This window comes from Sphingomonas zeae, from assembly GCF_014197135.1.
In the GTDB taxonomy this organism is placed as follows: domain Bacteria; phylum Pseudomonadota; class Alphaproteobacteria; order Sphingomonadales; family Sphingomonadaceae; genus Sphingomonas; species Sphingomonas zeae.
Map to the genome: position 1 here is coordinate 45,935 of NZ_JACIFA010000013.1, position 19,073 is coordinate 65,007.

The 19,073-nt window shown below is 65.1% G+C and carries 15 protein-coding genes; 11 read left to right on the plus strand and 4 right to left on the minus strand.

Annotated elements, in window-relative coordinates; genetic code table 11:
- The first annotated feature begins 73 nt into the window (after window positions 1-73).
- From GGR45_RS16015 to bktB, 9 genes are all read left to right on the plus strand, one after another.
- Window positions 74-1,222, plus strand: a complete 1,149-nt coding sequence (locus GGR45_RS16015) for an acyl-CoA dehydrogenase family protein (protein ID WP_175310609.1) — start codon at window positions 74-76, stop codon at window positions 1,220-1,222.
- Between the two features lie 112 nt (window positions 1,223-1,334).
- Window positions 1,335-3,743 carry a TonB-dependent receptor gene (locus GGR45_RS16020; RefSeq protein WP_175310608.1) on the plus strand — a complete coding sequence of 803 codons (2,409 nt, stop codon included), beginning with the start codon at window positions 1,335-1,337 and terminating at the stop codon, window positions 3,741-3,743.
- Between the two features lie 19 nt (window positions 3,744-3,762).
- Window positions 3,763-5,442, plus strand: a complete 1,680-nt coding sequence (locus tag GGR45_RS16025; RefSeq protein WP_175310607.1) for a class I adenylate-forming enzyme family protein — start codon at window positions 3,763-3,765, stop codon at window positions 5,440-5,442.
- A complete protein-coding gene (locus GGR45_RS16030; protein WP_175310606.1) occupies window positions 5,439-6,191 on the plus strand; it encodes an SDR family NAD(P)-dependent oxidoreductase in 753 nt (250 codons plus the stop codon). The genes GGR45_RS16025 and GGR45_RS16030 overlap by 4 nt, the downstream gene beginning before the upstream one ends.
- Before the next feature lie 9 nt (window positions 6,192-6,200).
- On the plus strand, window positions 6,201-6,911 hold the full coding sequence (locus GGR45_RS16035) for a CoA transferase subunit A (protein WP_175310605.1): 711 nt from the start codon (window positions 6,201-6,203) through the stop codon (window positions 6,909-6,911).
- Window positions 6,908-7,552 carry a 3-oxoacid CoA-transferase subunit B gene (locus tag GGR45_RS16040; RefSeq protein ID WP_175310604.1) on the plus strand — a complete coding sequence of 215 codons (645 nt, stop codon included), beginning with the start codon at window positions 6,908-6,910 and terminating at the stop codon, window positions 7,550-7,552. Before GGR45_RS16035 ends, GGR45_RS16040 begins: the two co-directional genes overlap by 4 nt.
- Complete coding sequence (locus tag GGR45_RS16045; RefSeq protein ID WP_175310603.1) at window positions 7,549-8,742, plus strand: acyl-CoA dehydrogenase family protein; 1,194 nt, start codon at window positions 7,549-7,551, stop codon at window positions 8,740-8,742. Before GGR45_RS16040 ends, GGR45_RS16045 begins: the two co-directional genes overlap by 4 nt.
- Window positions 8,739-9,812 carry a phosphotransferase gene (locus GGR45_RS16050; RefSeq protein ID WP_175310602.1) on the plus strand — a complete coding sequence of 358 codons (1,074 nt, stop codon included), beginning with the start codon at window positions 8,739-8,741 and terminating at the stop codon, window positions 9,810-9,812. Before GGR45_RS16045 ends, GGR45_RS16050 begins: the two co-directional genes overlap by 4 nt.
- A gap of 25 nt (window positions 9,813-9,837) precedes the next feature.
- Window positions 9,838-11,034: a beta-ketothiolase BktB gene (bktB, locus tag GGR45_RS16055; RefSeq protein WP_175310601.1), complete on the plus strand. Its 1,197-nt coding sequence runs from the start codon at window positions 9,838-9,840 to the stop codon at window positions 11,032-11,034.
- 42 nt (window positions 11,035-11,076) lie between these two features.
- Here the strand turns inward: bktB and GGR45_RS16060 are convergent, their stop codons facing one another.
- Entirely contained in the window at window positions 11,077-11,748 is a 672-nt protein-coding gene (locus GGR45_RS16060) for a TetR/AcrR family transcriptional regulator C-terminal domain-containing protein (RefSeq protein ID WP_217497867.1), read from the minus strand.
- Between the two features lie 164 nt (window positions 11,749-11,912).
- Between GGR45_RS16060 and GGR45_RS16065 the strand changes: the two genes are divergently transcribed.
- Both GGR45_RS16065 and GGR45_RS16070 read left to right on the plus strand, forming a co-directional pair.
- Complete coding sequence (locus GGR45_RS16065) at window positions 11,913-13,010, plus strand: oxygenase MpaB family protein (protein WP_175310600.1); 1,098 nt, start codon at window positions 11,913-11,915, stop codon at window positions 13,008-13,010.
- A 727-nt stretch (window positions 13,011-13,737) separates the two neighbouring features.
- Window positions 13,738-14,877, plus strand: a complete 1,140-nt coding sequence (locus GGR45_RS16070) for an FAD-dependent oxidoreductase (RefSeq protein ID WP_175310599.1) — start codon at window positions 13,738-13,740, stop codon at window positions 14,875-14,877.
- A 904-nt stretch (window positions 14,878-15,781) separates the two neighbouring features.
- Here GGR45_RS16070 and GGR45_RS16075 read toward each other — a convergent pair.
- The 3 genes from GGR45_RS16075 to GGR45_RS16085 are packed head-to-tail and all read right to left on the minus strand — an operon-like array spanning window position 15,782 to window position 19,045.
- Complete coding sequence (locus tag GGR45_RS16075; protein WP_175310598.1) at window positions 15,782-17,314, minus strand: tryptophan halogenase family protein; 1,533 nt, start codon at window positions 17,312-17,314, stop codon at window positions 15,782-15,784.
- Window positions 17,311-18,348, minus strand: a complete 1,038-nt coding sequence (locus GGR45_RS16080; RefSeq protein ID WP_175310597.1) for a cupin-like domain-containing protein — start codon at window positions 18,346-18,348, stop codon at window positions 17,311-17,313. Before GGR45_RS16080 ends, GGR45_RS16075 begins: the two co-directional genes overlap by 4 nt.
- Window positions 18,341-19,045 (minus strand): SapC family protein, encoded by a 705-nt coding sequence (locus GGR45_RS16085; protein ID WP_175310596.1) that lies wholly within the window; start codon window positions 19,043-19,045, stop codon window positions 18,341-18,343. The genes GGR45_RS16080 and GGR45_RS16085 overlap by 8 nt, the downstream gene beginning before the upstream one ends.
- Window positions 19,046-19,073 lie beyond the last annotated feature (28 nt).

The following is a 19,073-nucleotide window of genomic DNA, read 5'->3' on the forward strand; positions in this document are numbered from 1 at the left end:
TTTTAATGCCGATCCGGCCGTAAGGCAATCCAAGCGGCAATGCACGACCGCACGGAAAAGGTAGAGACGCGGGATGGGGATATATCGTTCGCCTTGGCTTGACGAAGAGCTTGATCAGTGGCGCGAGTCGGTGCGTAGCTTCTGCGAAGACACGCTGGCCCCGAACGAGGGTCGCTTCAACGCGCAGGGCTTCGTCGATCGCGACGTCTGGCGGCAGGCGGGCGAGATCGGCATTTTGGGCGCCGATATTCCGGCCGATCTAGGCGGCGTCGGCGGGCATTTTGGATTTAGCGCGATTGCGGCAGAGGAAATGGCGCGGGTCGGCGCCAATTCGTTCCGCGTCGCGGTGGCCATCCACGTGATCGCCGCGCATTACCTTGCGCATTACGGATCGGACGAGCAGCGGCGGCAGTGGCTGCCGGGGCTGTGCGACGGGTCGAAGCTGGCCGGCGTGGCAATGAGCGAACCGGGTGGGGGATCGGACCTGCAGGGCATGAAGACGCGGGCGGTGCTGTCCGACGGACAATATGCCGTGTCCGGGTCGAAGATCTTCATCACCAACGGATCACAGGCCGACCTGCTGGTCGTCGCGGCGAAGACCAATCCGGAGGCGCGTGCGCGCGGCATTTCGATGATGCTGCTCGACACCAGCCTGCCCGGCTTCAGCGTCGGGCGGCGGCTGGAAAAGGTCGGCCTTCATGCGTCCGACACATGCGAGCTGTTCTTCGACAATTGCCTCGTGCAGGCGGATGCGCTGCTCGGCAAGGAAGAAGGGCTGGGCTTCATCCAAATGATGGAGCAGCTCGCGTACGAACGGGTCATTGCGGCGGTCGGCTGCGTCGCCAACATGGAACAGGCCTATGTCCTCGCGCGGGACTATGCGGCGGAGCGGCGCGCATTCGGCAAGGCGCTGACCGAGATGCAGCACGTGCGCTTCGAGCTCGCCGACATCAAGACCGACGTCCTGGCCGCACGCACTTTCCTGGATCACATCATCACCCAGATGATCTCGGGCAGCGTCGATGCCGAACTCGCCTCGATGGGCAAATACTGGACCAGCGAAAAGCTGGGGCAGGTCGCCGATCGCTGCGTTCAGATCTTCGGCGGCTATGGCTACATGACAGAATATCCTGTCGCCCGGCTGTACGCCGACGCCCGCGTCGAGCGGATCTACGGCGGCACAACCGAAATCATGAAGGAGATCATCAGCCGGACGCTCTGAGCGTCTGGCCCGACCATTCGGCTCGGCCCAGAATGACTGCCGGTCGGGCGGCAACACACGACCGGCCGGCACCCGCCGACCGCAAAACAAAAAAAATATGGAGGGGATTATCATGCAAGTCTTTCGGACCGTTCGCGCACGTTATGTCCTGATGTCGACCGTTGCCGCGCTCGCGACTATGGGGGCCAGCGCCGCTTATGCGCAGGACACCGCGCCGCCCGCCGCATCGGCGACACCCGACCAAGCCACCGCTGCCCCGACGACCACGTCTGCGTCGCCCCAGGATGCCACGCCGGCCGCAGACGTCGCCACGGGCGACATCGTGGTCACCGCGAACCGCCGTGCCCAGTCGCTCAGCACGGTTGGCATGTCGGTCTCGTCGCTCGACGGGAGTATGCTGTTGGAGCGGGGCGTGGTGAGCGCGTCCGATCTGCAGAAGACGGTGCCCGGCTTCTCGGCCGCCGACACCGGCCTCAACGTGCCTGTCTATTCTATTCGCGGCGTCGGCTTCAACGATTCCAGCCTCGCGTCCAACTCCACCGTGGCCATATCGGTGGACGAGGTTCCGCTGCCCTATAGCGCGATGACGCAAGGGGCGGTGCTCGATCTGCAGCGTATCGAGGTGCTGAAGGGGCCGCAGGGCACGCTGTACGGGCAGAATGCAACGGGCGGGGCGATCAACTATATCGCCAACGCGCCGACCGACACCTTCGCCATGGGGGGACAGGTCGGCTTCGGGCGGTTCAACACCGGCACCGGCGAAATGTACGTCAGCGGCCCGTTATCCAACACGGTGAAGGCGCGCGTCGCCGTCAACGGCACGCTGGGCGGCGATTGGCAGAGAAGCTTCACGCGCGACGCAGGCTTGGGACAGGCGGCCAAAGGATCGGGGCGCATCCTGCTCAACTGGACACCGACCGACCGGCTGACGCTGGATTTCAATGCGAACGGGTGGATCGATCGGTCGGACACCCAGGCCAGCCAGCTGGTTGCCTTCCGCGCACAGACGCCGTCGAGCATCCCGCTGCTGCCCGACGTCTTCTCGTCACCGCTGACGCCCGACAATGCCCGCGCGGCCGACTGGAACCCGCTGCGCGACTATGCGCGCGACGACAATTTCTACCAGCTTTCCCTGAAGGCGAACTATGACATGGGCGGCAATGTCGATCTGACGTCGATCACCGCCTATTCGCATTACGATACCCACGCCTTCAACGATCGCGACGGCATGGTTCCGATCAATTACGAATACACCACCGACGGCAACATCAAGTCGATCTATCAGGAACTGCGTCTTTCAGGTCGACAGCCCGGCCTGAATTGGAGCGTCGGCGGCAATTACCGCAAGGATACGGTGTTCGACCAGCAGGACAACGACCTGACCCGCGCGACCAATTCCTATGCCGCGGGTACGAAGTTCAACATCGCGCGTGTGTTCAGCGATCAGGACATCAAGACCTGGGCCGTGTTCGGCGATGGCGAACTGGACATCGTGCGCTCGCTGTCGATCGTCGCGGGCGTGCGTTATACCCGCGACACCCGCGATTTCGCCGGCGCGTCGTGCGACAATGGTGCGGGCGACACGTCGGCGCTCTACACGATCCTGTCTCGCGTCTTCCGCGCCCGCGCCGGGTTGGCGCCGCTGCCGGCGATCGCACCGGGCCAGTGCGTCACGCTGTCCACCGGAACCTTCGTGCCCGGCATCGTCCGCAACCGCCTGAGCGAGGACAATGTCGCCTTCCGCGCAGGGATCAATTTCAAGCCGGTCGAAGGCTCGCTGCTCTACGCCAGCTTCTCGCGCGGGTATAAGGCGGGGTCCTTCCCCACGCTCGGCGCAGCCTTCGCGATCGGCTATGATGCGGCGACGCAGGAGCGGGTCGATGCGATCGAGGCGGGCTTCAAGACGGCGCTGTTCGATCGGCGCATCCGGTTGAACGGCGCGGTGTTCCATTACGATTATCGCGACAAGCAGCTGCGCGGCCGAATTCTCGATCCCGTCGTCGGCAACCTGTCCCGGCTGGTCAACATCCCCAGATCGACCATACGCGGCTTCGAGCTGGAGGCGACGGCACGCCCCGTCAACGGCCTGACGCTGAACGGCGCCGTGTCGTATCTGAAGACCGAGGTGAAGGAATTCATTGGCATCAACCTGTTGTCGCAGACGGAAAACTTCGCAGGCCAGACGCTGCCGTACACGCCGCCCTGGTCGGTCAACGCCGGTACCCAGTATGAATGGGGCGTCAGCGCACGGCTGAAGGCCTTCATCGGCGCCGACTACACCTATCGTAGCCGCACCTCGGGATTCCTGGGCCGTGACCCGGACGTCGACATCAAGGCCTATTCGACCGTCGATGCGCGCATCGGCATCGCCGATGCCGGCGACCGCTGGAAGCTGACCGCGTGGAGTAATAACCTGACCAATACCTATTACTGGACCTCGGCCATGCGCACTGGCGACACGATGAATCGCTATGCAGCCCGGCCAGTGACCTATGGCCTGCTCTTCGGCTTCACATACTGACCTGCTGGAAGGAACGTTCATGACCGGCATGCAACCCTGGCTGAACACCGTGGACGCGGCCTATTGGACGCTGCCCGACGATCACAGCCATGGCCTGGACCTGTTCTTCGCTGCGCTGGCGAAGAACAAGGACGGCGTCGCGGTGCGCTATCTGGCGGAAACGCTCAGCTACGGCGACCTCGACCGGATGAGTTCCGGCCTGGCGAGCGATCTGGTCGCGCGGGGCTTCCGCCCCGGCGACCGCCTTGCGGCCTATATGCAGAACGTGCCCGAATATCCCATCGCATTGCTCGCGGCGTGGAAGGCAGGCGGGGTGTTCGTGCCGGTAAACCCGATGTACCGGCTGCGCGAGCTATCGATTATCCTGGCCGATGCGCGCCCTGCCGCCATCCTTCTGGAACCGGCGCTCTATGACGACGTGCTGCGTGTGGTGTCCGCCGATCTGCGGCCGTCCATCATCTATCTTACGTCGAGCGATGCGCCCGCCTTCGCAGCAGTACCGACGCCCGCGGTAGACGATCATGGGTTCAAGGATGATGCGGGCGCCACGCCGATCGCGTCAGTCACCGCCCGCCCGCCGACGCTGGATAGCGTCACCCGCACGCAGCCAGGCGATCCCGCCTTCCTCGTCTATACGTCAGGGACGACAGGCGTGCCGAAAGCAGCCGTCATCTCGCACGCCGCGGTCGGCCGCGGATCGGCCTATGCCGCGCGGGCCTATGAACTGTATCCTGGAGACACCATCCTCGCGCTCGCACCGCTGTTCCACATGATCGGGCTGATGAGCACGATGATGACCAGCTTCTACCTGGCGGGCACGATGGTGCTGACCTATCGGTTCGAACCGAACGCGATCCTCGCCGCCATTCGCGACACGAAGCCGGCGTTCACCGCCGCGGCACCAACCGCCTATATCGCGCTGATCGAGGCGAACCAGGACGCCGACCTGTTCCACAGCTTCCGGTCGCTTGCAATAGGCGGGGCACCCGTCCCGCCTACGATCATCACCCGGATCAAGGCGCATTTCGGCGTCGTCGCTCAGAACGGCTATGGCATGACCGAAACGGGCGGCGCGGTCATCATCGCCCCCACCGGATTGCGCGACGAGACGCCGATCGACCCCAATAGCGGGGCGCTGGCGATCGGCCTGCCTCTGCCCGGCGTCCACGCCTGGATCGCCGACGAGGACCGCCGGCCGCTGCCCCCTGGCGCGATCGGCGAAATCGTCATCGACACGCCCACCAACATGATCGCCTATTGGAACAAGCCCGACGCCACCGCAGAGACGTTCGTGGACGGCGGGCTGCTGACCGGCGACGTCGGCTTCATGGACGAGCGTGGCTGGTTCTACCTGGTCGATCGCAAAAAGGACATGATCGTCGCTGCGGGGTTCAAGGTGTGGCCGCGCGAAGTGGAAGATGTGCTCTACATGCACCCAGAGGTAAGGGAGGTCGCCGTGGTCGGCGTTCCCGATCCCTATCGCGGCGAAACGATTCGCGCGGTAATCGTCGCCCGCTCGGCCGATCTGTCGGCGGAGGAGGTACGCCAGCACTGCCGCACGCATCTCGCGGCCTACAAGATCCCACGCGACATCCTTTTCGTGACGGCGCTGCAAAAGACCGTGTCGGGCAAGATCATGCGTACCGCCGCACGCGACCTGCCGTCCGTCGATGACGCGCTCGGGCAGTCGGCGGCATGAACCCGTTCGACGTCTCCGGCCGGCGCATCCTCGTCACCGGCGCCTCCAGCGGGTTCGGCCGGCATTTCGCGACGATGCTGGCGGGACACGGCGCGACCATCATCGCTGCGGCCCGCCGGGTCGACGCGCTCGACAGTCTCGTGGCCGACATCGCAGCGTGCGGCGGGCAGGCGCAAGCGATGCGGCTGGACGTGACCGACGCCGCCTCGATCCGCGCCGCCCTCGATGGGGCGGGCGCGATCGACGTCCTGATCAACAATGCCGGCATCACCAACAGCAAGCCGGTGCTCGACCAAAGCGAGGCGGACGTTGACGCGATCCTCGATACCAATCTGAAAGGCGCGATACACGTCGCCATCGAGGCGGCGCGGCGGATGCGCGATGCGGGCACCCCCGGCGCGATCGTCAACATCGCCTCGATCCTGGGGGTGCGCCAGGGCGGCCACGTCACCCCTTATGCCGTGTCGAAGGCCGGCGTGATCCAGATGACCCGGCAACTCGCGCTCGAACTGGCGCGCTACGGAATTCGAGTGAACGCGATCGCGCCGGGCTATTTTGAGACCGAGCTCAACAGCGCTTTCTTCGACAGCCCGGCGGGCGCGGCCTTGGTGAAGCGCATCCCGCAGCGGCGGCTCGGCCGGCTGACCGACCTCGACGGCCCGCTGCTGCTACTCGTGTCGGATGCATCGGCCCACATGACCGGATCGGTCGTGACCGTCGACGGCGGGCATCTCGTCGGCTCGCTATAGGATAACGTGATGGTCCAGAAGGTTTATGACAGCGCTGGCGCGGCGCTCGACGGCATGGTGCGCGACGGCATGACGATCGTGGCGGGCGGGTTCGGGCTGTGCGGCATTCCCGAAACGCTGATCGACGCCCTCGTGCGCAGCGGCGTGCGTGATCTGACCATCGTGTCCAACAATGCAGGCGTCGATGATTTCGGCCTCGGCCGGCTGCTGCGCACGCGCCAGGTTCGCAAGATGATCTCGTCTTATGTCGGCGAAAACAGGGAGTTCGAGCGTCAGTATCTCGCTGGCGACCTGGAGATCGAGTTTTCGCCCCAGGGCACTCTTGCCGAACGCATGCGCGCGGGCGGCGCGGGCATCCCCGCCTTCTTCACCCGCACCGGCGTCGGCACGCAGATCGCGATCGGCAAGCCGACTGCCGACTTCGATGGGGATCTCTATGTAATGGAACGCGGAATCGTCGCCGACCTGGCGATCGTCAAGGCGTGGAAGGCCGATCCGTACGGCAATCTCGTCTATCGAAAATCGGCGCGCAACTTCAATCCGATGGCCGCAACCTGCGGCCGCGTGACGATCGCCGAAGTCGAGCAGCTGGTCGATCCCGGCGCAATCGACCCCGACCACGTCCACACCCCCGGCGTATTCGTCCAGCGATTGATCCGCGCCACCTGCAACGAAAAGCGGATCGAGCAACGCACCACAAGGAGCGCGCACGCGGCATGAGCTGGACACGCGATCAAATGGCCGCCCGCGCCGCGCAAGAGCTGCGCGACGGCTATTACGTCAACCTGGGGATCGGCATTCCGACGCTGGTCGCCAACCACGTCGCCCCCGACATCGACATCACGCTGCAATCCGAAAACGGCATCCTGGGCTTGGGTGCGTTTCCGACTGAAGCCGAGGTGGACCCGGACATCATCAATGCCGGCAAGCAAACGGTCACCGAACTCGACCGGACCAGCTATGTCTCGTCCGCCGACAGCTTCGGGATGATCCGCGGCGGCCATATCCAGCTGTCGGTGCTGGGCGCGATGGAGGTCGCGGAGAATGGCGATCTTGCCAACTGGATGGTGCCGGGCAAGATGGTGAAAGGCCCCGGTGGAGCGATGGATCTGGTCGCAGGCGTGCGGCGAATCATCGTGCTGATGGACCATCTCGACAAGGCGGGCAGCCCCAAGTTTCGCCGCGCCTGCACGCTGCCGCTGACCGGTACTAATGTCGTGGACATGGTCATCACCAACCTGGCCGTGTTCGAACGGCCGGACCGCGCGTCGCCCTTCCGCCTGATCGAACGCGCGCCCGGCGTGACGCTCGACCGGGTGCGCGATGCGACCGAAGCCCATTTCGAGGTATCGCCCGCATGATCCCTTTCGTTTCCGACCGCGCCACCGCGATCGCCGACCGTGTCGAGGCGTTCGTGCGCGATATCGTGATCCCGTTCGAACAGGACGTGCGGTTTGAGGTTCACGGCCATGGCCCCCCCGCCGAACTGGTCGCTGAGCTGCGTGCGCGCGCGCGCGAGGCCGGCGTGCTCACCCCGCACATCCTCGCCGACGGCACGCATTTGTCGCAGCGCGAGACGGCGGTGGTGCTGATCGCGTCAGGATTGTCCCCGCTCGGTCCGGTCGCGGTCAACACGATGGCACCGGACGAGGGCAACATGTTCCTGCTCGGGCATGTCGCCAATGACGAGCAGAAACGCCGCTTCCTCGCCCCGTTGGTGGACGGCAGCGCGCGCTCCGCCTTCTTCATGACCGAGCCGGCGGTTGAGGGCGGCGCCGGGTCCGATCCTTCGATGATGCAGACGCGCTGCGTGCGCGACGGCGACGATTGGGTGATCGACGGGCACAAGACCTTCATCACCGGTGCGCTGGGCGCGCGCGTCGGCATCGTCATGGCGCGGACCCCCGAAGAGGGGGCGGGCCAGGCCTGCCTGTTCCTCGTCGACCTGCCCGATCCGGCGATCCGCATCGAGCGCGTGCTCGACACGATCGACAGCTCGATGCCCGGCGGCCATTCGCTCATCGCCATCGATGGTCTGCGCGTGCCGGCATCGCAAATGCTGGGCGAGGTCGGCGACGGATTCCGGCTTGCACAGGTCCGCCTCAGCCCCGCGCGCCTGTCGCACTGCATGCGCTGGCTCGGCGCGGCGATCCGCGCCCAGGAGATCGCGACCGAGTACGCCTGCCGCCGCCGCGCCTTCGGCACGCTGCTGATCGACCATGAGGGCGTCGGCTTCATGCTGGCGGAGAACCGCATCGACCTGCAACAGTCCGCGCTGATGATCGACTGGTGTGCGGGCGTGCTCGACAGCGGCTCGCTCGGCACCACCGAAAGCTCGATGGCGAAGGTCGCGGTGTCGGAAGCGGTCAGCCGCATCGCCGACAAATGCGTGCAGGTGATGGGCGGGACCGGCGTGTCGGGCGATACGGTCGTGGAGCAGGTCTATCGCGAGGTGCGCGCCTTCCGCATCTACGACGGGCCGACCGAGGTGCACAAATGGTCGCTCGCCAAGAAAATCAAACGCGAACGCCTGTCCAGGAACCATCCATGAGCGCGGATGACAATGTGGGCGTGACCGCGGTCCGCGCCGGCTTCGCGATCGACGAGGATGCGCTCGGCCGGTGGATGTCGGCCCATGTCTCGGATTTTGCCGGGCCGATCGTGGTCGAGCAGTTCCGCGGCGGGCAGTCCAACCCGACCTATCGCATCACAACCGGCAACGGCCGATATGTCCTGCGCCGCAAGCCGCCCGGCCCGATCTTGAAGGGCGCACATGCGATCGAGCGTGAGGCGCAGGTCTTGCAGGCGTTGGCCGGAACCGGGGTCCCCGTGCCGCAGGTGCATGGCTTGTGCGCCGACCCGGCGGTGATTGGATCGCCCTTCTACGTCATGTCCTTGGTCGAGGGACGCATTTTCTGGGACGCAACCATCCCCGGCGTCGCCGCGGACGAGCGTGCCGCGCTGTTCGACGCGATGAACCAGACGCTCGCACAGTTGCACATGGTCGACATCGATGCCGCCGGGCTGACCGATTTTGGACGACCCGGCAATTATTTCGAACGGCAGGTGCGCCGCTGGTCGCAGCAATATGCCGAGGATATCGACGCCGGACGCGACGCCGACATGGACCGGGTGATCGACTGGCTGCAGAAAAACATCCCCGACGATGACGGACGCGTCGCGCTGACCCATGGCGACTTCCGCATCGACAACATGATCTTTCACCCCAGCGAACCGCGCGTGCTAGCGGTACTCGACTGGGAATTGTCGACGCTGGGGCATCCGGGTGCCGATTTCGCCTATCACGCGATGATGTACCACATGCCGCCCGACATCGTCGCGGGGCTGGGCGGCCACAACCTTGCCGGAACCGGCATCCCGAGCGAGCAGGACTATGTCGCGGCCTATTGCCGGCGCAGCGGGCTCGACGGCCTGCCCGACTATCCCTTCTACCGCGCCTTTGTCGTGTTCCGACTCGCAGCAATCTTCCACGGCATCAAGGGGCGCGTAATCCGGGGCACCGCCGCCTCCGCGCAAGCGCAGGAACGCGCGCGCGCCCTGCCCCGGCTGACCGCGCTGGCATGGCAACAGGTTCGCGCGGCCGCTGGCGACGGCGTCTGACCCCTTCTCGAACACAGGACACGACATGGAACCCATCTACATCCTATCCGGCGTACGCACCGCGATCGGCGACTTCGGCGGAAGCCTGAAGGACTTTTCACCCGCCGATCTCGGCGCGCTCGTCATCGCCGAGGCGGTGCGGCGTGCCGGCATTGACAGCGCGGACGTCGATCATGTCGTGATCGGCAACGTCATCCCTACCGTGCCCAAGGATGCCTATGTCGCGCGGATCGCGGCGGTGCGCGCCGGTATCCCGGTCGCGGCCCCCGCGCTGACGCTCAACCGGCTGTGCGGATCGGGGCTGCAGGCGATCATCTCTGCCGCGCAGATGATCGCGCTCGGCGATGCCGATCTGGCGGTCGCCGGAGGCGCGGAAGTGATGAGCCGCGCGCCGCATGTCGTCCCCGCGCTGCGCTGGGGACAGAAGATGGGGCCGGCCACGATGATCGACGCGATGGTCGAGGTGCTGAGCGATCCGTTCGAAGACATCCACATGGGCGTCACCGCCGAGAATGTCGCGACCCGCTTCGGTGTCGATCGCGCGGCGCAGGACGCGCTGGCGGTCGAAAGCCACCGCCGCGCCGCACAGGCGCAGCAGGAAGGCCGTTTCGACAGCCAGATCGTCCCCATCGAGGTGCGCGAGAAGGGCGGGACGCGCACCTTCGATCGTGACGAGCACGTCCGCGGCAACACTACGCCTACCGATCTTGCCGGGCTGAAGACGGTGTTCAAGAAGGACGGCACCGTCACCGCGGGCAATGCCAGCGGTATCAACGATGCCGCCGCCGCACTCGTCCTGGCGTCTGCCGCGGCGGTCGCCGACTGGGGTCTGACGCCGCTCGCGCGCATTGTCGGCTGGGGCTTTGCCGGTGTCGACCCGGCCATCATGGGCATCGGTCCGGTTCATGCCGTTCCCGCGGCGCTGGCGAAGGCGGGCCTATCGCTCGACCAGATCGACGTCATCGAATCCAACGAGGCGTTCGCGGCGCAGGCGTGCGCAGTGGCGACCGCACTCGGCTTTGATCCCGCCCGTACCAACCCCAATGGCTCGGGCATCAGTCTGGGCCATCCGATCGGCGCGACCGGGGCGATCCTGACCGTCAAGGCCATTTACGAGCTACAGCGGACCGGCGGCCGCTACGCGCTCATCACCATGTGCATCGGTGGTGGCCAGGGCATCGCGCTCGTGGTGGAACTCGTGGCGCCCGCCACGGCGGCATGATCGGTCACGCGGCGCGGTGCTTGGCCACGGTACCCCGCCGCGTCAGGCCGGGCGTGCGTCCAGCACCGCCTGCGCGCCCGTTATGAAGACGTCGATGCTGAACGCGATCTGTTCGTCGCCATAGGTGTCGTACCCATGGTTCAGGATGCGCACCAGATTGGCGAACTTGCTGGCATCCAATCGCTCCAGCGCCTCGCGCAACGCCCGCGGGCGCGGGCGTTCGTCTGCGCCTTCCGCCTGCATGACGTCGCGCGCGTGCCCCAGACATAGCGTCGACAGCATCGTAACCAGCCGGACCGCGGCTTCGTCGGCGAACCCTGCCTCGAAGAAGCGCGCGAACAGGCTTTCGGACGCCTCGAGCGACCATGTCGTCAATGGTTCCTCGAACCACAGATGCTCCGACAAGGTACCCAGCGACAGCGCGCTCTCGACGAAGCGCCTGGCATAGATGCGTGACGCCGCGCGCCAATCCTCGGCCGCGCGGACCGCGTCCGGCGAGAATTGATCCGCGAACGCCTTGTGCGCGAGAATGGTGAGCAGCGCTTGCCGGTCCTTCACGTAATAGTTCAGCGCTTTCCGATCGACGTTCAGCGCGGCGGCAAGGCGCTGCATCGTCAGCGTCTCGCTGTCGAGCGCCTGCGCGGCGCGGACGATCTGATCGAGGTCGAGGCCCGCCCGTTGGCCGCGTGCGCGGGCATTGTGGCGCGTCGTCATGGATGTGCATCGCCTGTCATGAATGGTCGCCGCCTCCTGTCTCACCCGCCGACCAAAGCCAAGCCCAGATCTGCCAGACGACATTGTCACCCGCCGCGATGCTCGCTTGACACGACGCCCCATAAGGCAAATATTCCCGCGCGGGAATAAGAGAGGATCCTCCCATGACAGCGCAAGCGCAGACTGATCTCCGCACCAGCAGCAACGGCGTCAGCCGCGAAAAGCTTTTGGGTCCGGCGGCGCGATGGCGTCGCCATGGCGAGCCGAGGTTGGCCGGGTCCGCTCCCGGCGTCGACGACGGGGTATTCGGCCCCGGATCGATCGCGTGGGAAGTGTTGCTGCATCCGGCGACCATCGTCTTCCAGTCCGCTACGCAATTCATCCTGCAACTGACCTACAAGCCTGTCTTCGCCGGCGTGCGCGATCACGACCCGATCTCGAAGAAGGCGCGGCTCGGCAAGCTGACGATGTTCGACGCCTTCGAGCGGGGACAGCGTAATTCGGGCATTCATGCGCCGATGTGGTTGGGCGACACCGATACGGCGAACCGCGTCGCCGGGCATCTCATCCGCATTCACGAGAAAGTGAAGGGCGACATTATTGACATCGGCGCGCCCGAGCTCGGAGGCTATGAGGCCAATTCGCCGCGCGATTCGATGTGGGCCGCGCTTACCGAAATGCACACCATGTTGTGGGCCTATGAACGGCTCGCCTTTCGTGGGTTCGGCCTGCCCCGCCGCCTGCCCGATCAGGTGCGTGACGACTATATCCGTCTAGTCAAGAACTACTGCCGGCTGTTCCCGCATGAGGAGCGCGACCTGCCCGGATCGATGGCGGAGTTGGAGGCTCTCTACGCCCGCGACGCCGATCTGTTCGGGGGTACCAAGACGCTGACGATCATCCCTGAAACGGGCCAGGATTTCCTCAAGCTCTGGCACGATTCGGTCCTTCAGAACTACGATCCGTCTCAGTTCCGGGTGAAGGTGCAGCTCTTCTTCCAGAACAAGCTACTCAAATTGCCCGCGCTGGCGGCTGTTTCGGGCCGGACGCGGCGCAATGCGGGGATTTCGCCGGCCAAGGAACGGGCCATCCTGCTCGCCCGGTGGCTGCTGCTGCCGATGATCTGGGCGGTCCAGCAGGGGCCGATCGAACGCTACTTCATGCGGATGATGTGGGGACCCGATGGCGTGAAGCTGGTCATGGAAGCGCGCAAGCTGCACGCCCAGGCCAAAAAGCGCGCCCGCGCGGCACAAGCGGGCTGATCGCGCCGTCATCCGGCGAGACGCGCCCAAAGCCCCGGAAGCGACGCCGGGACTTGAATGTTCGTGCCCGTGAGCAGGCGAAGCTCACGCGGTACCACACGCTTAAAGCCAGACTTGTCATCCGAGCTAGACGATGCAGCGCCTCATCAAGCCGATGACGATGGTGACAAGCAAAGCCGCGGACGAGCGGACGTGTTTACGCGGACAACGGAAGGAACAACAGTCGCGGCCGTGTCGAGATCATCTTCGGCCGTCTCAATTATTGGCGCCGCATCGCGACCGCTACAATCGCTGCCGGCCGTTTTCTTCTCAGCCGTGACGCTCGCCGCCGCCGTCATCTTGTGGTTGTGATCCACGAGCCGTGACCTTAAGCTGCTCGCAGCCGGGGACAAGCCTGCCAAGATCGCCAAACTACCACAGCTTGGGCTCTCGACCTTCTACCGCCATTGTCCCGCTGGCGCTCACTCTCCCGATCGAGGATCGTTGCTCGGGAATGCGGAAGACGTCCCCAAGCCCGTTGCTCGCACCAACGGAGAAGCAAGCATAGTTCTGCTTGCGGGGTGCTATGCGCCTTTCTATCAGCATTAGGTCGCGAAAAACGGCGCTTGCGGAGGTTCACGCTTCCAGAGGCCGCAGACACGTCCGCCGCGCTTCGCGCAGCGGGCCAGCGTAATCCGAGAACGTCCGCCGGCATCGTGAGATGTCGCAACGGAAGGGGAGCGCGCATATGCAGAAGACGATCGGCATCATCGGTGCGGGACTGGGCGGCCTGACGCTCGCCAGTGTCCTCCATCGTCACGGAATTGGGACGACCATCTACGAGGGCGAACCTTCGGCGACTGCCCGATGGCAGGGCGGTCTGCTCGACATGCATAAGAACAGCGGCCAGCCAGCGCTGGAGGCAGCAGGTCTGTACGATGCCTTTTTGAAGCTTGTCCGTCTTGGCGAAGATGCCAAGCGCGTGGTGGACAGCAATGGCTTCATCCTGTTCGACGCACCGGGAAGCGCAGCGTCCACGCGCCCGGAGGTCGAGCGCGGCGAGCTGCGCACGTTGCTGATGGGCTCGCTTCCCGCCCAGGCCATTCGCTGGAGCCACAAGGCCGTGTCGTTCTTTCCGCTCGGAAACGGTCGCCATCGCATCGCCTTTGCCGATGGCACCTCCGAAACGGTCGATATGCTGGTCGGCGCGGACGGTGCCTGGTCCAAGGTTCGGCCGCTCGTCTCTGAAGCGAGGCCGATCTACTCCGGCACCTGCTTCATCGAGATCGCATTGACCGGGAGGGATCCGGCCGACGCGGCCAGTATCGTAGCGATAGGTAACGGCACGATGATGGCGCTAGCACCGGGCAAGGGTATCATCGCGCACCGCCATGCAGACGGCAGCGTGACGGGTTATGTCGCGCTCAACAAGCCGGAGGCATGGGTCCGTTCGGTGGATTTCGATAACGTGCCGGCGGGTCTGTCCTTCCTCGCGCAACAGTTCGTGGGCTGGACGCCTCACCTCACCCATCTCATCACTAACAGCATCGCCGCGCCGACGATCCGCCCCATCTATGCGCTCACACCCGGGGTGAAGTGGTCGAGGATAACTGGCGTGACGCTGATTGGCGATGCGGCGCACCTCATGTCGCCTTTCGCGGGGGAGGGTGCCAACCTCGCGATGTTCGATGGCGCCGAGTTAGCTCAAGCGATCATAAATCATGGCAATGATCATGAAGCCGCCCTTTCTGCCTACGAGGCGGCGCTGTTCCCACGCAGCAGGGATATCGCGCGACTGTCAGACGACAACCTGTCGCTGTTCTTCGGTGATGGCACCCCCCACAGCGTGGCCGAGATGTTCAGGACGCTTGTCCCGCCAGGCCCGTGACAGGCGTCCCGTATCCGTCCCGATTGGGAAGGTTGAACGGGAAAGTCCGGTCAACCTCCGTCGTCCTGAGGCGTCAGACGAGGCCGCTTTCCCCAAATCCGTTCCCGATTGCGATTTCCCGAAACCATGTGTTGAACATGGAGTAAGGGGGCTGTTGCGGCATCCCGAAAAAGACGGTCCGATGTGTCGAGTCCATCTGCCTAACGGCTAGCACCGGATCGGAAGCGAACTAGCGCCTGCGGCTGAAAGGCCCACAGCGCGAAGCCGCCATTCTGCAGGCGCGCTCGCTTCCCCGGTTTCGGCCGCCGGTTCCATGTTGGCATTTGCTGATCCCCTGAGCAGAAATGCTCTCTCCATTCGCAAGTCACCCAAGTCGCCAACGCCTTGGCGAGGGCGGCGTTCGCCCAAGGCGGGCAGCACCTTGAGGGCGCGTGTCGCCACCTCCTCCTCACCCGAACCCGTGCGGTGATTGGCGCAAAGCTGGCTCGAACCAGTTTTTCTACGGACGGGGCGGCAGATCATCGTCCGACACCACCTCTTTGCAGACAATTCGTTCAGGGTCAGAAAGATCGCGTTTAGAACCTCTATCGCAGTGCCAGCCGCATGGGATGTCGAGCGCGACCTACTACGCGGGGAAGGCGAAGTTCGGCGGCTTGGAGGTATCCGACGCAAAGCGGCTGACGGCGAAAAATGGCGGGCCTTTTGAAGCGGACGTGCGCCCGTCCCTCCACCTTTGTCACAGAGGTTCATCCCAGCCCCGCTTTTCCCGGCCGAGTGAAGGCTCAAGAAAAACGCCCAACGTCGGTATGGAGCGGCAAGTTGGCCATGGTGATCATGGGCGGCGATGCGTGCCATATCGATTTCGGCCAGCTGTCCGGGCGTGTAACCCTCCGGCAAAGTCAGGTCAGAGGGCTGCGTCACCCGGATCAATCCTGACGTCCGGCCCAGCCTTCGCCGCGCAATACCCCTTGATGAAGGAGAGATGGTCCGGGATCAGCTGCAACTGCTGTGAAAGCTGTTGATTCAGGCCGTCGAAGGAATCGCGCAGGGCTTGCGGACTGAGCAATCCTGGAATGCGATGATGGGCTTTCGGGACAAGTCCCTGCCCCAGCATGACCGAAACCCAGGAATCGATCTTGAACAGATCGTCCTGTCCCTGCCAGGCCCCGGCGCTTTCGATGAACAGTGCCATGCGTTCAGCCAGCGTCTCGGGCACGGACATGGTAGATCGACGTTGCCAGAATGCCGAGTCTGTCCGCCCGGTCTGCGCGTAATGCAGGATGATGAAGTCGCGGATATGCTCCCATTCGTGACGCGACTGGACGTTGAACCGTGCCCGCAGGGCTGCGCAATCCTGGCCTTGAAAGGGGAACCCCTGGATCAGGCGCATCACCGCGATCATGACCAGATGGATACTGGTCGACTCCAGCGGCTCGATGAACCCGGCCGCCAGTCCCAGCGCCACGCAATTGGAACTCCAGGCCCGCCGACGCATCCCCGCGCGGAATTGCAGGGCGCGCGGCTCGAACAGCGGTGTCCCCTCGATTCCGCCAAGCAACGTCGCGGTCGCCTCGTCCTCGCTCATGTCGGTCGAGGAATAGACCAGCCCGTTGCCCACCCGCGTCTGAAGCGGAATGCGCCAGCGCCAGCCCGCCCGGTGCGCGATGGCGCGGGTATAGGGAACCGGAGACGAGACGGCTTCGGTCTGGACCGCCAGCGCGCGGTCGCAGGCCAGCCATTCGCTCCAATCCTCGAAGCCTGTCTCCAGCGCGCCCTCGATCAGCAATGCGCGAAAGCCGGTGCAGTCGAGGAACAGATCCCCCTCGATCCGGCTGCCCGATGCCAGATGCAACGCCGCGATGTCGCCGCCCTCACCGTGGCGCTCGATCTTGGTGATGCGCCCCTCGATCCGGCGCACTCCGGCCGGTTCCGCGATACCGCGCAGGAAGCGGGCATAGGCGGTGGCATCGAGATGATAGGCATAGGCCAGTGTGCCGGCCTCGTCCCGCCCGAACCGGTTCGCCTCGGCCGCTCGCGTCTCCAGCGAATGGTCGGTATACGCACCGCCGAACCCGTGACGCCTGGCCTCCAGCCAGAAATGCTGGAAATCGGCGATCGCCACCGACCGCCCGACCGTTCCGAACGGGTGGAAATAGCGTGCCCCATCCGCTCCCCAATTCTCGAACGCGATGCCCAGCTTGAAGGTCGCCTGGGTCGCCCTCATGAACGCGGCCTCGTCGATGCCGAGAAAGGCATGGAAGCTGCGCGCGGTCGGGATGGTGGACTCCCCGACGCCGACCGTGCCGATCTCGTCGGATTCGATCAGCGTGACATCGACCAGCGGCCCCAGCTGCCGCACCAGCGCCGTTGCCGCGAGCCACCCTGCGGTCCCGCCCCCGGCGATGACGACGCGGGTTGGCGGATAGGGATCGCTCATCGGTTCAGCCTTTGCAGAAGATAGGCGCGAAGCCGCCGCGCCATCGCCTCGTCGAGCGGGGAGAGCGGGCCGCGCGATGCAGGCGGCAGATGGGCGACGACCGCTTCGCCGTCACCGAAGATATAATGGTCGAAGACCGCCCGCCAGGCGTGCTTCTCCGCCGCCGGTCGGTCGCGCAGCGACAGCATCGCATGCATCACACTATCCATCGGCGTGTCGAGATAGTCCGGCGCCGCGTTCCACCAATAATTGACGAGGATGTTGAACACCTCCAGCGCCTCGACATGGTGCCACCACAGCGCCGGATAGACCAACAGGTCGCCGGGTTCGAGTTCGGCCACCAAGGCCTGGGCCATGGCATCGGCAAAACGGGGATAGCGATCGAGATCGGGCCGGGCGAAGTCGACCATGCTGACCACCTGTCCGCCCGGCGTCGGGGCAAGCGGACCGGGATAGAGATTGCCGATCTGATCCGGGGGAAACAGGGTGAAGCGGCGCCGACCGACGGCGCAGATCGCCGCATTGTTCGCCATGTCATAATGCGCCGACGCGGTGGTCCGGTTGCCGATCCAGATACTGGCCAGCGGCGGATGACGGTCGAACAGCCCGTCAGACGGAACCAGGTCATTCTCGCGGCGAAAACCCGGCAGATAGGCGTCGAGATCGGTCGATCCCATATAGAGCGCAGGCGCATCCCCCGGCCCGTGGGCGTCGTCCAGCAGCCGCGCCATGAACGCGCGCAGGGGCAGGGTCTGCGTCTGGAAATTCAGCCCCGTGACCGTCTCGTCATAGTGAAAACGTCCGCGTATCGCCGCGTCGCCCACATAGCCGGTCACCGGTCGTCCACGATCGAAGCGCAGCAGATAGTCGGCAGCCGCGCGGGCGGAAACCTGCCCTGCACGGACCAGCGGCCAATGCGCGGCATAGCCCCGCAGGATGACCGGCTCGTTGCGCTCGACGAGCGAAGCCAGGTCGGGCGCCCCCGTTTTCGTCAGTTCGCAGGCATGACGCGCGGCGGGCAGGCGGTCAGCCATGCGGGTCCCGGCTTAGCTTGCGGTCGATCAGATGGCGGAGATTGCCCAGCGAGGACGCGATCCAGAACGCGGGGCGCAGATAGTCGCGCGCATGGAGATCGCCCAAGGCCCCGGCCTCCAGTCCCGCCAGCCGCGCGGTGTCGATCGTCAGGCAATCCGGCACATTGTACCGCCGCCCCTCGTCCAGATCGAGTTGCAGGACGGCGGGCGTCAGCAGGTCGAGCGCGGCCCAGGCCTCGTACATGGCCTGCTCGGTCTGCACGCCCTCATAAATGCGTTGCAGCATGGCCGAGACATGGTCGAGCAGCGGCGCGTTGCCGCCATGCTCGCGAAAGACGGGAAAGCCGTCGGCGGTCAGTCGCGGATGCTCGGGGTCGATGAAGACCATGGGCTCGCCCATAGGGTCGTGACCGATCGAAAACGGCCCGCGCGCACGGGTCGCCGGGATGTAGCGCGCCTCCCATCGATCGCCCGTCAGGAACAGGTTTTCGTCCGCGTCGAGACCCAGAAGGATGGTCGCATAGAGCGCCCCGCCCTCGTCCCGCCGCAGCAGAATGGCGTATTCGCGTTGAAGCTCCTCGAACTCAGCAGGGAATACGCGGGTCTGGTTGATCGCATCGCCGAAGCGCGCATTGTGACCGATCGCGACCCGAAGGTCGCGATGGTCGATATTGTTGAGCAGGACAGGTGCAGCCATGATCGCCCCATGTACCCGGAAGACCGCG

Coding starts and splice junctions, on each gene's coding strand:
- GGR45_RS16015 (WP_175310609.1), top strand. CDS start 74: ATGGGGATATATCGTTCGCCTTGGCTTGACGAAGAGCTTGATCAGTGG.
- GGR45_RS16020 (WP_175310608.1), top strand. CDS start 1,335: ATGCAAGTCTTTCGGACCGTTCGCGCACGTTATGTCCTGATGTCGACC.
- GGR45_RS16025 (WP_175310607.1), top strand. CDS start 3,763: ATGACCGGCATGCAACCCTGGCTGAACACCGTGGACGCGGCCTATTGG.
- GGR45_RS16030 (WP_175310606.1), top strand. CDS start 5,439: ATGAACCCGTTCGACGTCTCCGGCCGGCGCATCCTCGTCACCGGCGCC.
- GGR45_RS16035 (WP_175310605.1), top strand. CDS start 6,201: ATGGTCCAGAAGGTTTATGACAGCGCTGGCGCGGCGCTCGACGGCATG.
- GGR45_RS16040 (WP_175310604.1), top strand. CDS start 6,908: ATGAGCTGGACACGCGATCAAATGGCCGCCCGCGCCGCGCAAGAGCTG.
- GGR45_RS16045 (WP_175310603.1), top strand. CDS start 7,549: ATGATCCCTTTCGTTTCCGACCGCGCCACCGCGATCGCCGACCGTGTC.
- GGR45_RS16050 (WP_175310602.1), top strand. CDS start 8,739: ATGAGCGCGGATGACAATGTGGGCGTGACCGCGGTCCGCGCCGGCTTC.
- bktB (WP_175310601.1), top strand. CDS start 9,838: ATGGAACCCATCTACATCCTATCCGGCGTACGCACCGCGATCGGCGAC.
- GGR45_RS16060 (WP_217497867.1), bottom strand. CDS start 11,748: ATGACGACGCGCCACAATGCCCGCGCACGCGGCCAACGGGCGGGCCTC.
- GGR45_RS16065 (WP_175310600.1), top strand. CDS start 11,913: ATGACAGCGCAAGCGCAGACTGATCTCCGCACCAGCAGCAACGGCGTC.
- GGR45_RS16070 (WP_175310599.1), top strand. CDS start 13,738: ATGCAGAAGACGATCGGCATCATCGGTGCGGGACTGGGCGGCCTGACG.
- GGR45_RS16075 (WP_175310598.1), bottom strand. CDS start 17,314: ATGAGCGATCCCTATCCGCCAACCCGCGTCGTCATCGCCGGGGGCGGG.
- GGR45_RS16080 (WP_175310597.1), bottom strand. CDS start 18,348: ATGGCTGACCGCCTGCCCGCCGCGCGTCATGCCTGCGAACTGACGAAA.
- GGR45_RS16085 (WP_175310596.1), bottom strand. CDS start 19,045: ATGGCTGCACCTGTCCTGCTCAACAATATCGACCATCGCGACCTTCGG.